This window comes from Maribacter sp. MS6 (assembly GCF_056839185.1).
On the sequence record NZ_CM166389.1, the window covers coordinates 2,110,950 to 2,125,915 of the forward strand.

General features: G+C 39.5%; 13 protein-coding genes. 9 read left to right on the forward strand and 4 right to left on the reverse strand.

The features are described from left to right. Window positions 1–46 precede the first annotated feature (46 nt). The 3 genes from MS6x_RS09310 to hemH all read right to left on the reverse strand — a co-directional run bounded on the left by MS6x_RS09310 (window position 47) and on the right by hemH (window position 3,085). Window positions 47–178 (reverse strand): hypothetical protein, encoded by a 132-nt coding sequence (locus MS6x_RS09310; protein ID WP_482607007.1) that lies wholly within the window; start codon window positions 176–178, stop codon window positions 47–49. A gap of 117 nt (window positions 179–295) precedes the next feature. After that, entirely contained in the window at window positions 296–1,675 is a 1,380-nt protein-coding gene (locus MS6x_RS09315; protein ID WP_482607008.1) for an MATE family efflux transporter, read from the reverse strand. A 366-nt stretch (window positions 1,676–2,041) separates the two neighbouring features. Continuing rightward, a complete protein-coding gene (hemH, locus tag MS6x_RS09320; RefSeq protein WP_482607009.1) occupies window positions 2,042–3,085 on the reverse strand; it encodes a ferrochelatase in 1,044 nt (347 codons plus the stop codon). Between the two features lie 150 nt (window positions 3,086–3,235). Here hemH and MS6x_RS09325 point away from each other — a divergent pair, with 150 nt between their 5' ends. Beyond that, window positions 3,236–4,297, forward strand: coding sequence for a mechanosensitive ion channel family protein (locus MS6x_RS09325; protein WP_482607010.1), 1,062 nt, complete (start codon window positions 3,236–3,238; stop codon window positions 4,295–4,297). A gap of 232 nt (window positions 4,298–4,529) precedes the next feature. Then, window positions 4,530–5,378, forward strand: a complete 849-nt coding sequence (locus MS6x_RS09330; RefSeq protein WP_482607011.1) for an N-acetylmuramoyl-L-alanine amidase-like domain-containing protein — start codon at window positions 4,530–4,532, stop codon at window positions 5,376–5,378. A 28-nt stretch (window positions 5,379–5,406) separates the two neighbouring features. Here the strand turns inward: MS6x_RS09330 and MS6x_RS09335 are convergent, their stop codons facing one another. Further along, window positions 5,407–6,291, reverse strand: coding sequence for a helix-turn-helix domain-containing protein (locus MS6x_RS09335; RefSeq protein ID WP_482607012.1), 885 nt, complete (start codon window positions 6,289–6,291; stop codon window positions 5,407–5,409). A gap of 192 nt (window positions 6,292–6,483) precedes the next feature. Here MS6x_RS09335 and hemA point away from each other — a divergent pair, with 192 nt between their 5' ends. The 7 genes from hemA (at window position 6,484) to MS6x_RS09370 (ending at window position 14,838) form a co-directional block, all read left to right on the forward strand. After that, a complete protein-coding gene (gene hemA, locus MS6x_RS09340; RefSeq protein WP_482607156.1) occupies window positions 6,484–7,740 on the forward strand; it encodes a glutamyl-tRNA reductase in 1,257 nt (418 codons plus the stop codon). After that, window positions 7,737–9,320 (forward strand): hydroxymethylbilane synthase, encoded by a 1,584-nt coding sequence (gene hemC, locus MS6x_RS09345; RefSeq protein WP_482607013.1) that lies wholly within the window; start codon window positions 7,737–7,739, stop codon window positions 9,318–9,320. Before hemA ends, hemC begins: the two co-directional genes overlap by 4 nt. A 33-nt stretch (window positions 9,321–9,353) precedes the next feature. Then, entirely contained in the window at window positions 9,354–10,385 is a 1,032-nt protein-coding gene (gene hemE, locus MS6x_RS09350; protein WP_482607014.1) for a uroporphyrinogen decarboxylase, read from the forward strand. Between the two features lie 301 nt (window positions 10,386–10,686). Then, window positions 10,687–10,935, forward strand: a complete 249-nt coding sequence (locus tag MS6x_RS09355) for an FUSC family protein (RefSeq protein ID WP_482607015.1) — start codon at window positions 10,687–10,689, stop codon at window positions 10,933–10,935. Between the two features lie 62 nt (window positions 10,936–10,997). Then, window positions 10,998–11,540, forward strand: coding sequence for a GNAT family N-acetyltransferase (locus MS6x_RS09360; protein WP_482607016.1), 543 nt, complete (start codon window positions 10,998–11,000; stop codon window positions 11,538–11,540). A gap of 38 nt (window positions 11,541–11,578) precedes the next feature. Then, window positions 11,579–12,043 carry a DUF6973 domain-containing protein gene (locus tag MS6x_RS09365; RefSeq protein ID WP_482607017.1) on the forward strand — a complete coding sequence of 155 codons (465 nt, stop codon included), beginning with the start codon at window positions 11,579–11,581 and terminating at the stop codon, window positions 12,041–12,043. An 83-nt stretch (window positions 12,044–12,126) separates the two neighbouring features. Further along, entirely contained in the window at window positions 12,127–14,838 is a 2,712-nt protein-coding gene (locus MS6x_RS09370) for a M16 family metallopeptidase (protein ID WP_482607018.1), read from the forward strand. The last annotated feature ends 128 nt before the right edge of the window (window positions 14,839–14,966 follow it).

Genomic DNA, 14,966 nt, shown 5'->3' on the forward strand with positions numbered 1-14,966 from the left:
TCCCCCTAAAAGTAATGAAAATCACGAGAATTAATAACAATGATTTTTAAGAGGTCTCCCGGTCTTCTTTTTCCTTCATAAAGTCATCATATTTCTTTTTTGTCTTAACATACTCCTTAATACTGTATAGTAACAGTGCGAATGTTACAAAAAGAAGGGCAATGATTAGTATTTGCATATTAAAAAAAGGTTGGTATCTCTTGTAAGACACAAAATTTTTCAAAAAGTCACATTCGCCTATTTCATCAGCGAATTATAGCTACCATGAAGAAGCAATTTTGTAGGTAGTACAAATTTAAATACGAAGATTTTTCTTAATCTCTTTGCTCAAAAAGAATCCCGTTACCAAGGTGGCCAAAACATCGGAAATGGCAAAAGAAATCCATACGCCTAATTCCCCAAAAAACTGAGGTAAAAGAAGTACCAAAGGAATAAAAAAGAAGCCCTGCCTAGTTAAGGTCAATAATAATGCCGGCACCGCTTTTCCTATGGCCTGAAAATAGGCAGCGCCAATGAGTTGTATGGCTATGATAGGCGTGGCGGCAAACACCCAGCGCATCGCGGTCGGTGTTTGCTCCATCACGTAGGCGTTTATGGCCAACTCTTCTGCGGAAGCACCTTCTGCATTTCCTAAAAAAAGAAAGGCGATTTCAGCCGGAAAAAGAAACAAGCCTACGAATACGATAGTAGCCAATAGTGCCGCATATTTTATAGCAATATTGATAGATTCCCGGACCCGTCCGTAATTTTGCGCCCCATAATTATAACCGGCAATAGGCAAAAAGCCTTGGGTAACACCAAATACGGGAAACAAGGCGAACATAAGCATACGCCCAATTATGGCATATACGGTCACGGAGGCTTCCCCTCCCAAGCTAAACAGGATATTATTCAATAATAGATAGATTATGCTAACGACCGCTTGGCGCGATAGGGTTACAAAACCTAATGAACTAATTTCTTTTAGAATATCCTTGTCCAATCCAAAATGCTCCCAGCTGATTTTGAGCTCCGAATTTTTGGACAAGAAAAAATAAAGAATGTAGCTGAAAGAGAATGTATAAGCCAACGTTGTGGCCCATGCCGCACCGTGCATACCCCAATCGAACAAATAAATGAACACATAATCCATGGTAAGATTTGCCACCGATGGAACAATCATGGCCACCATCGCGAACTTAGGTTTTCCCTCGGCACGTATAACCGCGTTGCCCATCATACTCAGCGCCAAAAATGGCACACCATACAGGACAATGACATAATAAATCTTGGCATAGTCAAAAATAGCACCCTTACCGCCAAACGCAGGAATAAGACTATCTACAAAGTAGAGACCTAAAAGTACCATGGAGACGGTCACCAAAATCGTCAGGGTAATCTGGTTGCCAAAGGTTTTAAGGGCTTTACCCCTATTATCTGCACCTAATGCTCTTGACAATATACTAGCGCCACCGATGCCTATGGCCATTCCTAAAGCTCCAATAAAAAAGGAGACCGGAAGCACTACGTTAATGGCGGCAATGGCTACGGAACCGATCCAATTACCCACAAAAATAGAATCCACCAAAACATTAAGGGACATCACCAAAATTCCGATACTCGCAGGTACGGCCTGCTTTACCAGTAGATTCCCTACGGGCTCTGTACCCAATTGTTCCGATGAAAGCTTGGCCATGTTCCTATTTAAGACTGTTTACTTACTAATGCATTACTAATCTAGCCTATTTAAATAGGCAAATCTAGGGTGTTTATAGGCGATACAGGTGACATCCAAAAAAAGCCCCTTAATCCCTATCAAAAGAGGAAAACTATAGATAGAAAGAGCTATCCTCTACCAAAAAAAAGCTTTCAAATTCTTTTGCCCTTTTACACCTTTTTATAAAAAAGAAATCGAATTTTAATTTATGAAAAGTGAGCCAAATTAATGGTTGACCAGAGAATATTCATACCTCTAGCAGCTTAAAGGTATATCTACCACCCAAATAGTTACAACTATCAAAACATGATTTTCAAAAAACTCCCGTCTGCAAGAATATGCACGTTAATCACAGACCACTGCATCCAATTTTCCCGTACGCTCCCAATCGTTCGCCCATTTTGCCATTGTGGCTACCCAGGCATCGTTATCGTTTAAGCAAGGAATATGCTTGTAATTCTCACCTCCGGCTTCCTCAAACTCTTCTTTGCCTTCCATGGCAATCTCTTCCAGGGTTTCCAAACAATCACTTACGAATGCGGGTGTGATGACCGCTAAGTTCTTAACCCCTTCTTTTGCTAAACGCTCAAATTCGTAATCGGTATAGGGTTTTAACCATGGGTCACCCGCCAATCTGGACTGGAAAGAGGAACTTACTTGCTCCTCTGGCAGACCTAAATAAGCTTTTACCATTTCGGTAGTGTCGTACACTTGATGCCTGTAACAGGTGTTATGGGCCACAGAATTAATCTTACAGCAGCTCCCGTCAATTTTACAATGAAATTTTGTAGGATCGCTTTTACGGATATGCCGCTCCGGAATCCCGTGATATGAAAAGAGTATATGGTCGTAGTCAAAATCTTTGAGTCCGTCCCTTATGCTTTCGGAAAGAGCCTTAATATAATCCGGATGTTTATAAAAGGCCGGCAAGGTAGTCACCTTCATATTCGGAAATCCTTTTTGCTGCTCCTCCAAGGTCTTAACTACAACCGTTTCGTAAGAAGACATAGCATAATGTGGATATAAAGGAACCAAAAGCACATCGTCTACTCCTTGACCTTCCAATTCCTTCAGCGCATCTTTAATACTACTGCTACCGTAACGCATGCCCAAGGCAACGGGCATTTTGGTGTGCTTTTTTAGTTTTTCGGTAAACTTTTCCGAAAGTATAATCAGCGGCGAACCTTCGTCCCACCATATTTTGGCGTAGGCCTTTGCAGATTTTTTTGGGCGGGTCTGTAAGATGATGCCGCGAACCAAAATCGTCCGTAACCATTTGGGTGCATCAATGACCCTTTCATCCATTAAAAACTCATCTAAATAAGGCTTTACATCTTTAGCTGTGGGGCTGTCCGGAGAACCCAGATTAACCAATAAAACTCCCTTCATAGCGCATATATTTTGATGCAAAAATAAGCTATGTCAGCTATTTAAACCAGAGCAGTATACCTTACTTTTTTTGATTGCGATATAAGAAGTATCGATATTTATTAAAAATTACAATTCTTTGCTGTATTATAATATCTTAACTTAACGTGTATGGATAGTTTTTTTAATCATTTTTCGAATAAATCGGTGCTTGCTCTTTTTATAGCCTTTATAGTATTCTTAGCCCTGTATTGGACCGTTTTGCTTGTACTACGGAAATTAGGAAAAGACCCTAAATACATGCTTCCAAAAGGTGTAATGAAAAAAATAGCATTACCTATTTTTTTCATTTTCATATCAATTGTCATACGAATGGAGTCCTTACGAACGGTATTAGGACTTGGAAACGAAGCTTATCTTTTTAAGAAAGCAAGTACCCTGTTTTTCATATGCTCCATGACGTGGTTCATATTAGTGGTGCTCAAAGTAATAAAAAGAATTGTTATTAATAACTATAACATCAACGAGGCTAATAATTTAAGAGCCCGAAAAGTTTATACGCAATTTAACATTCTCGAACGGATTATAATTTTCATCGTTATCATTTTCGCAATTGGTTTGGCACTTATGACCTTTGAAGAAATCCGAGAAATTGGCATAAGTGTATTCGCATCTGCAGGGGTTGCAGGAATAATCATTGGATTCTCCGCACAAAAATTGATAGGCACCATATTAGCTGGTATTCAAATTGCTATTGCGCAACCTATAAAGATAGATGATGTAGTTATTGTAGAGGGGGAATGGGGACGTATAGAAGAAATTGCCTTGACCTATGTTGTGGTGAAAATATGGGACAAACGAAGATTAATTTTACCCACTCCTTATTTTATTGAAAAGCCTTTCCAAAACTGGACCAAGAGTTCTTCAGATATCTTAGGCACCGTTTTTTTACATATGGATTATAGAGTACCCTTCGATGAATTACGAACAGAATTGACAGCTATTTTGAAAAGCACAGATCTTTGGGACGGCGAGGCTAATAATATTCAAATAACGGATAGCAAAGCTGGTTTTGTAGAAGTAAGAGCCATGGTGAGTGCAAGGGATGCCTCGGACGCATGGGATTTAAGAGTACTTGTAAGGGAAAAGTTGATTACCTTTTTACAAAAGAATTATCCGGATAGTATCGCGCATAATCGGGTTATGTTGAAAGAGATATCAATAGATGACTAAGTTCCAATAGGAATAAATGCTTAAGTAAATCGAAAACCTAATGGTTTTTCACTTTCGGTTTTATTTATAGCTATTACCAGTTCTAAATACTTAAATGGAGTATTTAAGCCATTTCATCATTGAGGCTTCAACTACGCTCAGCCTGACATTAGACAAATTATTGGAACATGTAGTTATCCAACCCCTTTCTAAACGCTAAAATCTTATATCTTTACTGTCTTACCTATTAAGAATGAAACACCTCATCCTACTTTTTTTTATATTAATGCCCCTTTGTACGGTGCTATCCCAACAAATTACCTGTTCCCCTGAGGACAGAAATCTTGTTGAAGCTAAAATTTTAGAAGTTGATGGACTTTTAGATTCCGATTTTGGGATTACCCTAACGAATGTTGGTAAAACCTTTCTTCAAACCCCCTACGTAGCCAAAACCTTGGAAATTGGAGAAACCGAAACCTTGGTTGTTAATCTGCAAGGGTTGGACTGCACCACCTTTATAGAAAATGTGCTGGCATTTAGTTTGATGTTGAAAAACGACCAAACTACCTTTTTAGATTTCACGGAGACCCTAGAAACCATTCGGTATAAAGACAGGAAAATGCAGGGTTACGGCTCCCGATTACATTATTTTACAGAATGGATACGCAACAATGAAGAAAAGGGATTTCTAACTGATATAACTTCCGAAATAGGCGGTGTTATTCTAGAAAAGGACATCAACTTTATGGGTACGCACCGTGAGTTGTATCCTTTTTTAAAGGACGAGGGCAATTTTGAAAAAATCCTGGCAACGGAAAAGGAACTGGCGAAAGAACCCTTTTGCTACCTACCCCAAGACCAGATAGAAGCCAATGAGCATCTGATAAAAACAGGGGACATCATTGCTTTGGCAACCGCGATAAACGGATTGGATGTAACCCACACCGGTATTGCCACACGGGAAAAGAATGGTCGCATACATTTTTTGCATGCTTCAACCGGTTCTATGGAAGTAGAGGTAACGAAAAAGCCCTTAGCAGAGTATTTAAAGGGGGTACGGAAGAATATCGGAATTTTGGTAGCGCGACCTAAAATGCCTTAAAAAAAGTCCGATAATTAAAAAAATCTTACTACCCTAGCTCCTTCATATATTTTTTGGGTGTTGTGCCGTACTTTTTTCGAAAAGCGGCAATAAAGTGACTACTGGTGCTATACCCTATTCGCAGTCCAATTTCGTTAACGTTATACTGACCAGAATCTAGTAAGCGTCGGGCATACTCCATTTTATAGTCGAAAAGAAAACTGTAGACCGAGTCCCCATATATTTGCTTAAAACCTTCTTTTAAGCGTTTTAAGCTCAACCCTACTTCCTTCGCCAATTCATTTAGGGAAGGTGGCTCTGCCATATTTGCAATAATAAGTTCCTTGGCCCTACGAATACGTTTTACATTATCCTCATCTACCAAAAAGGGACATTGTTCTACATCGGCATCGGGGCTTTTGTTGAAGTAGAGTGATACCAACTCATACACCTTGCCTTTTATATATAACTTCTTAATAGTGGGGTGCAAGTTGTAGTTCATCATCTGGCTCAACACTACTGCTATCGCAGGAGAGACTGCCTCTTGGGCATAATATTTTTTCTCCTTATTCTCGCCGTCGAGAAAAGGAATATAACTGGCCTCCTCGGAAAATAGGGAATGAAATTTACGTATCGTCATTACTACAGAAACCATCCAAGAACCTGCCGACAAGGAAAGATTCAGTGGTAAATCTTGCTGGGTATTATATAACAAAAGGGAATTCTCTTCGGAGACATCAAGTGCATAATTGCCATCGTTGAACAAAAATTTACTACTTCCTTTTAAACAAAAGTGAAATTGAATGTATCGTTTGTTGATTTCACGCGTTATCTGGACATCTTCTGCCTTATCGTTCTGAATTTTAAGTACATAAAACCCGTCATCGATCAATATTTCCTCAAATGAACCTATAGCGACATTTTTTAATTTCATCTTAAAGTGATTTACAGGTAATCTATTTAGATTCTTTCTAAATAACTTAACTTGTATTGCTTGTTATCCTTATAAAAATAAGGTTGTTTAACGTAAAATTACTGAATTATGTCTAAAAACTCTTCAATCGATATTAATTGTTCCTCTAGCGTTACTTTTATAAAATACTTGCTCCTATTTTTGTCCCACTTTATGAAAGACTATCATCTCTCTAAACACAACTCCTTTTATACCATTGGCCTAAACTACAAAAAGGCTGATGAAGAAGTGCGAGGTATGTTCAGTCTTAGCGAAACATCAATACAACAACTTTTGCTAAGCGCCAAAGAACAAGGTTTGGATGGTCTTTTGGTTACCTCTACCTGCAACAGAACAGAACTTCATGGTTTTGCACAACATCCGTATCAACTTATAAAATTGCTTTGTGACCACTCCAAGGGTAATGTAGAAGAGTTTCAAGAAGTTGCCTATGTGTACAAAAACAATGAAGCCATTGCACATTTATTTCGGGTAGGTACTGGTTTAGACAGTCAGATTTTAGGGGATTTCGAGATTATTAGTCAACTAAAACAAAGCTTTAACCGCTCAAAAAAAATAGGTATTGCCAATCCGTTTCTGGAACGTTTATGTAACGCAATAATTCAGGCCAGTAAACGCATAAAAAACGAAACGGAAATTTCTTCAGGAGCTACATCGGTGGCTTTTGCATCGGTACAGTACATTCTAAAAAATGTATTGGATATAGCAACCAAAAATATTTTACTTTTTGGAACCGGAAAAATTGGACGTAATACTTGTGAGAATCTTATTAAGCACACCAAAAATCCGCATATTACCCTTATCAATAGGACCAAGGAAAAGGCAGATAAGGTTGGTGGTAAATTCAACCTTACTGTTAAAGATTATGGAGATTTACAGGCCGAAATACGGAAAACGGATATCTTGGTGGTGGCTACCGGAGCACAAAAGCCAACGGTATCTATAGATTTGATCCACACCAAAAAACACCTACTTATTTTAGATCTGTCCGTTCCTAAAAATGTGGATGAAAAAGTGTCCCAACTCGAAAACGTAACGGTGGTATATCTTGATCAGTTATCACAAATGACGGACGAGACCTTGGAAAGAAGAAAACAATTTATTCCAGAGGCAGAAGCGATCATAGAAGAAGCCAAGATAGATTTTACCCAATGGTTGGAAACGCGCAAATTTGCTCCTGTCATAAAAGCGCTAAAAATGAAGCTCAACACCATGAAGGTAGAAGAGCTAGACTATCAATCGAAAAAAACAGCTGGTTTTGATTCGGAACACGCAGAAATAATTTCCGACCGCATTATTCAAAAAATAACAAAACAGTTTGCAAATCACTTAAAGGACGACAACGTGGACTCGGATTCCAGTTTAGCACTTATCCAAAAAGTATTTCAAATAGAACTGGACCATAAATGAGTAAAACTATTAGAATAGGTACCCGCGACAGTGAATTGGCACTGTGGCAAGCAAACGAAGTAAAAGACCAACTCAAAGCCCTAGGACACAAAGCACAAATCGTAAAAGTAAAATCTACAGGCGACCTTATCCTGGATAAGCCACTTTACGAACTAGGTATTACAGGTATCTTTACAAAAACCTTAGATGTTGCCATGCTAAACGGTGATGTGGATATTGCCGTACACTCCATGAAGGACGTTCCCACAGCTTTACCCAAAGGAATTGTGCAAGCAGCTGTTTTAAAGCGAGCCAATTATCTGGATATTCTGGCGTACCACGACAACGAAGAATTTCTAGGGCAGCGCGAGGGCATCATTGCAACAGGTAGTCTTAGAAGAAAAGCGCAATGGTTAAACCGTTACCCTACACACACAGTTGTAGACCTAAGGGGAAATATAAACAGTAGGCTGGAAAAACTGAATACGAATAACTGGAATGCAGCAATATTTGCCGCTGCAGGCCTAGAACGCATAGGTCTGGAACCAGAAAACACAATTGGACTCACATGGATGCTACCCGCGCCCGCGCAAGGTGCCATTATGGTAGTAGCCATGGAAAATGATGAGGAGGTACGAGAAATCTGTGCACAGCTAAACCACGAAGAAACGGATACCTGTACGCGTTTAGAGCGTGAGTTCCTTAGGGAATTAGAAGGCGGCTGTTCGGCACCTATAGGTGCTTTAGCCTATATTGATAAAGAAAATGTAGTAAATCTTAAAGGGGTGCTACTCACAGTAGACGGCACCAAAAAACTGGAAGCGGCACTAACCGCTCCCCTGGGACAACACCAAAACTTGGGCATTGATTGTGCCAAGAGTATCTTGAGCCGCGGCGGGAAACGCTTAATGACCGAACTTTCCCAAAGCGCCCTTAAAACACAGGTGTTTTCCACCAAAAAACTTACCACTGCGCAACTTCAGCGTTTTGATAGTGTTATAAGGGTAGATTCAGAGGATTTTATTAAGATAAACCCTAATCGGGTATCGCCTATTGTGTTGAAAAAAAAGGTGAAAAATGCAATATTCACAAGCAAAAATGCAGTTGAAGGCCTATTAACCAATATAAGTGCAGATGAACTAGACTTTGAGAATATCTATTGCGTAGGGCGTAAAACAAGGCGACTTATTCAGAAAAAAATTGGTAAAGTAACCCACTTTGAAAACAATGCTGCGGCCTTGGCAAACCACTTGGTAGAATTTATTGAAGGTACGGAAGCGACACATTTCTGCGGAAACCTGAGTTTGGACGAAATTCCCAAAACCTTAGAAGCCTCCCATATTACCGTACATAGTGTTGAGACCTACAAAACAAAATTGTCCGGCCAAGAAATAGATGATGCCGTAGAAAGCGTACTGTTTTTTAGTCCGTCTGGGATAGAAAGCTATTTAAGCAACAACAAACCCAACAAAATTGCCTATTGCATTGGGGAAACTACCGCTAAGGCAGCTAGAGCACACTTTACCGATGTTAAGGTCGCTAAAATTCCAGATGTAGCGAGTGTGATAGATTTGGTGAACGAAGATTATAAATCCTCCTAACCCGATATCAGATGGGAAATATGAAAATATATTATGATTAAAAACGATTTATTCATTAGAGCCTTAAAGGGCGAAACTGTAGAAAGACCACCTGTTTGGATGATGCGCCAAGCGGGGCGGTATCTGCCAGAATTTATGGAAATAAAGGCGAAGTATGACTTCTTTACCCGCTGTCAAACACCAGAGTTGGCATCTGAAATTACAGTACAGCCTATTAGACGCTATGGTATGGATGCCGCCATACTATTTTCTGATATTTTGGTGATTCCACAAGCGATGAATATTGAGGTGGAAATGAAACCTAATTTTGGACCCTATCTACCCAATCCTATTCGCTCTCAAAAAGATTTGGATTCCGTCATCGTGCCCGATGTAAACGATGCCTTAAGCTATGTGATGGAAGCGATTAAGGCGACCAAAGAAAAACTGAACGAGGAGATTCCACTGATCGGTTTTGCCGGTTCCCCATGGACCATTCTTTGTTATTGTGTGCAAGGTCAAGGTAGCAAAAACTTTGATAAGGCCAAGGAACTTTGCTTTACTCAGCCCTTGGTGGCGCATGCCCTTTTGCAAAAAATAACCGATACCACTATTGCCTATTTGAAAGCAAAAGTAAAAGCCGGTGTAAATGCGGTACAGGTATTCGATTCTTGGGGCGGCATGCTCTCTCCTACGGATTATCAAGAATTTTCATTCCAATACATACAACAGATTATTGACGCCTTAAAGGATGATGCTCCTGTTATTGTGTTTGGCAAAGGATGCTGGTTCGCCTTGGGCGATATGGCCAAATCAGGCGCCAGTGCCTTAGGGGTAGACTGGACCTGTTCTCCACGAAATGCACGCTACCTCTCCGGTGGGAAAATTACCTTACAAGGAAACTTTGACCCTTCTCGACTACTATCGCCTCCGGAGGATATTAAAAAGATGGTTACGCAAATGATTCATGAATTTGGCAAGGACCAGTTTGTTGCCAATCTAGGACACGGAATTTTGCCTAATATTCCTTTAGATAATGCCAAGGCCTTTGTGGATGCGGTGAAGGAGTATAAGCCGCTTTCTTGAGTTGGTTTGGATTTGAGATGTTGGGTTGAAGCATTTTTTAAATGTATTGGTCAAATTATTGTGGTCCGATTTTTAGGTTCGAATTTTATAGGTTTGACAGATGGTGATAATCCCATAAAAACTATCAAACTTAATCAACCCTAACTAGTAAGAACTACCCCGCCTACAAAACGTTAAACTTCTTAAGGCCTAAAAGCCTGCGAAGATATTCGATATCATAATTGTTCAGTATCTTTATTGGCATGGACCGCGTACTCAGTATCAGGTCTAACACTAAAACATCCAAACATAATTACGAGCAATGAACAAAAAGGAGCTGTCAGAATTAACAGATCAAGAGCTACTGGATGAAGACAAAAAAATTAAACCAAGTCCTATCACAGATGCGGTACTGATTGGTTTTTTGGTTGGGATAATCCTATTCAGCGTTGTAAAGAATACTTGGGGTCTAGTTACCTTACTTCCTCTGTTTTTAATATACATATTCCTTAAAAAGGGGAAAAACAAAAGAGCTTTGCAAGAAGAACTAAAAAAGCGAAACTTAAATTAATGTGCATCTTTCAATTAACTTGATTTCAAATTGATACATCAAAAAGGCATCAAATACCCCCAATGAATTTCAAGCTAAATGGTTTCGAAATTGCGCCTATCCAAGAAAAGGATGCATGGCGGCTTTGTGACTTTATGGTCGCCAATAGCGAACGATTTAAAAACGATTTTCCGGGCACCTTAAAACAGAACTTAAATCCTACGCTGTCAAACCTATTCGTTCAGGAAAAAACAAGGCAATATAAGACCGGCGAGGAATTCCTATTTACCATAAAGGAAGAGGAACAGAGAACCATCATTGGGTTGATCTATTTAAAAGAACTTCAAAAGAAAAAAGGGCAAGGAGAATTAGCCTATTGTATCGGTTATGAATACGAAGGCAAGGGACTCACAACCCGTTTTGTAGATTATGTTATTCAATGGGCCTTTATAACCCTGGGACTAAATACACTTCAAATTATTGCACATAAAGACAATTTTGGTAGTATTCGCATTGCCGAAAAACTTGGTTTTACATGGAAAACAAGCCTACCTGATGCGCACACGAGATTCGACGGTAGCATTGTAACCATGGAGCTTTACGAAATATACCGTTCAGTACAATGAAGGTTTGGAATACCCTAAAACGTTTAAAAATCAAAAGCTTGTTCAAGCTACTAGTACTAAGTATTCAACATCCACTTTTCTTATATCCCACTTTCTTAGCCACAAAGGAGTGTATGCGGATTTCTACACTGTACTTTGACAGGGAACACTACAGAAATACTCCTGCAAATGCTTTTAGGCATGCGTTTTGGAATTACTTGATTGCCAATGAATGTTCTAAATGGAGCAACAAGCAATTAAAAATACTAAAATGGACAGAAGCTATAACCGACTGGCACGAAAACGCCTTTATCAATAAGGAACTCCCCCGGTTAATGGACTTTCACAACAACGAAATAGGAAGAACCGTATATCTTCAAAATACGGCCAATAACGTGGAGGCAGTTATCCAACGTTTACTGAACAAGACTCAGAATGCCATAAAGGTTAAAACGTTAGAGGATATTTCTTCCGCTTCGGAAAATCTAGTCTACCTCTACCCTGCTGTAAAAGCAACTACATAGACCCTATTCACTGCTTCATCTTAAAATTTTAAGATAATCTTAAAAACTTTATTTCCTATCTTGGGGCACACTAAAATATCATTATGAAAACAAAACACTATCTGGCAAGCCTACTCTTTATCGCTTGCATGGGAATCGCTGCTGCCCAAATGACAAAAGTAGCTTCTGTAGAAGGCATTACGGAATACAAAATGGATAATGGTCTAAAAGTATTGTTGTTCCCCGACAACTCTGCACAGACCATCACTGTAAATATCACCTATTTAGTAGGTTCTCGCCATGAGGGCTACGGCGAAAAAGGCATGGCGCACCTATTGGAACACATGGTTTTTAAAGGAACCCCTAACCATCCCGATATTCCAAAAGAACTGAGTTCGCGGGGAGCAAGACCCAATGGCACCACTTACTACGACCGCACCAATTATTATGAAACTTTTAATGCTACAGAAGATAATTTGGAGTGGGCCTTAGATTTGGAGGCAGACCGTATGATCAACTCCTACATAGCTAAAAAAGACCTGGAATCCGAGTTTTCAGTTGTAAGAAACGAATTTGAGAGTAGTGAGAACGACCCTTCAACAGTTTTAAGACAAAAAGTAATTAACAGTGCCTACTTGTGGCATAACTATGGTAACACAACCATTGGAAATCGATCGGATATCGAACGTGTTCCTATTGAAAATCTTAAGGCATTTTATAAAAAATTCTACCGCCCGGACAATGCCGTGTTGATGGTTACCGGAAAAATCGATGAAGAAAATACCTTGGCATTAATAGAAGAAAAATTTGGCAAAATAGCCAAACCTGCAACACCATTACGGGATTCCCACACCGTAGAACCAGCACAGGACGGTGAAAAAACAGTGTCCGTTAGTCGTGTAGGCGATTTACAAATTGTAAGTGCACTCTATCATACGCCGGCGGGTTCTAGTCCGGATTATGCCGCCTTGTCCGTTATTGAAGACGTACTGAGCAACGAACCTTCTGGCAGGTTATATAAAGATTTGGTAGAATCACAAAAAGCATCGTCCTTGTGGTCCTACGCCCCCTTTTCAAAAGAACCGGGCTTTTTCTATATCAATGTAGATGTTCCTTCGGACAAGAATGCAGATGAAGTACAAGAAATTTTAAAAAGCACCCTTGACAATCTTAAGGATAATCCCATTACCCAAGAAGAATTAGATCGTGCGAAATCAAATTTGCTAAAGGGAATTGACCAAATCAATAGAAATTCGGCCTATCTAGGAACTTACATGAGTGAATTTATTGGTGCTGGAGATTGGAGACTCTCTTTTCTTCATAGAGACCGTATTGAGGCAATGACCTTGGAACAGGCGAATATGGTTATGGAAAAATACTTCATACCCACTAATAGAACCTCCGGTCGTTTTTACCCTACCAAAGAACCTGTTCGGGTTTCTATTCCCCATACAGAAGATGTTTATGCGCTTGTGAAAGATTATAAAGGAAGGGAAGCGATGAGCACTGGCGAAGCTTTTGACGTAGCCTATGACGCCATAGCGAACAGATTAAAAAAAGGAACATTGGCCAATGGGGTCGAATATGGGTTCATTGAAAAAGAGAATCGTGGAAATACGGTAACATTAAGCTTTAGCGGAAGAAATGGAGATGTAAAATCATTGATGAACAAAGGTGTTATTCCCAGGTTTACAGCGCAAATGCTGGACAAAGGCACTACTTCTAAAACCCGGCAACAAATAGAGGACGAATTAAGTAGAATTAAATCTTCCGTAAGTTTTAGAGGGACCAACGGTAACATTTATGCAAATATTTCTTCTACCGAGGAATATTTAATGCCAGCCCTTGAATTAATGGCCGAAATACTTAAAAATCCTTCCTTTGACGCTGCCGAACTTGAAAAACTGAAGACCGAGGAATTGGCATACTTGGAAAGTAACAAAACCGAACCGCAGTTTTTAGCGCAACAACGGCTATCGGAAATCAATAATTCTTATCCTAAAGGGCATCCCTTATACAACATGAATATTGCCGAGCAGGAAGAGGCCATCAAAAATTTGACTGTGGAAGACCTTAAAACCTTTTACGAAGAATTTTATGGTTTAGGTAAATCCATATTGGTGAGTATAGGAAACCTTGACTCGGAAAAGGTATCTACCTTTATAGAGACGGAATTTTCCGATTTTAAAAGTAAACATCCGTACGCCAAGATTAGCGACCCACATAAAGTGGTTAAAGCGATTAATGAGAATGTACTCACACCGGACAAGCAAAATGCAATGACCTTTGGCTTAATGGACGTAAAAATCAGTGAGGATCATAAAGACTATGCAGCACTAAACATAGCTTCAACTATATTAGGAGGAGGTGTACTAAACTCAAGGATAACGGTAAGGTTAAGACAAAATGATGGTGTAAGTTACGGAGCTGGTGCAGGGTTTCAAGCCGATGGCGACAAAGAGGACCAAAACTCTCAAATGTATCTTTATGCAATTTATGCCCCAGCAAACTTTGACAAGGTACAACTAGGGTTTAAAGAAGAAATAGCTCGGTTTATCAGTGATGGAATCACCCAAGAGGAGCTTGAGGATGCAGTAAATGGTTGGACACAGGGGCAAAGTGTTTCTAGAGCTAAGGACAACGAACTATCCAGTCTGATCAATAACAATATTTTTTATGACAGAGATATGAGCTTTCATAAAGAATTAGAGGCAGCAGTGGCCAAACTTACGGTTGCTGATGTGAATGCAGCGATAAAAAAATATGTAAAACCTTATGAAAAATGGTCTGTAGTGAACGCAGGGGATTTTAAATAAGAACAAGATTTTTTTATGATTGAAAGCAGGAGCCAACAGGTTCCTGCTTTTTTTGATCAAAACCGAGTCTAATTAACTCTTTTTAAAAGCTTAATTTTGTGGCTGAACCTATCTAAGAATCGCAACTG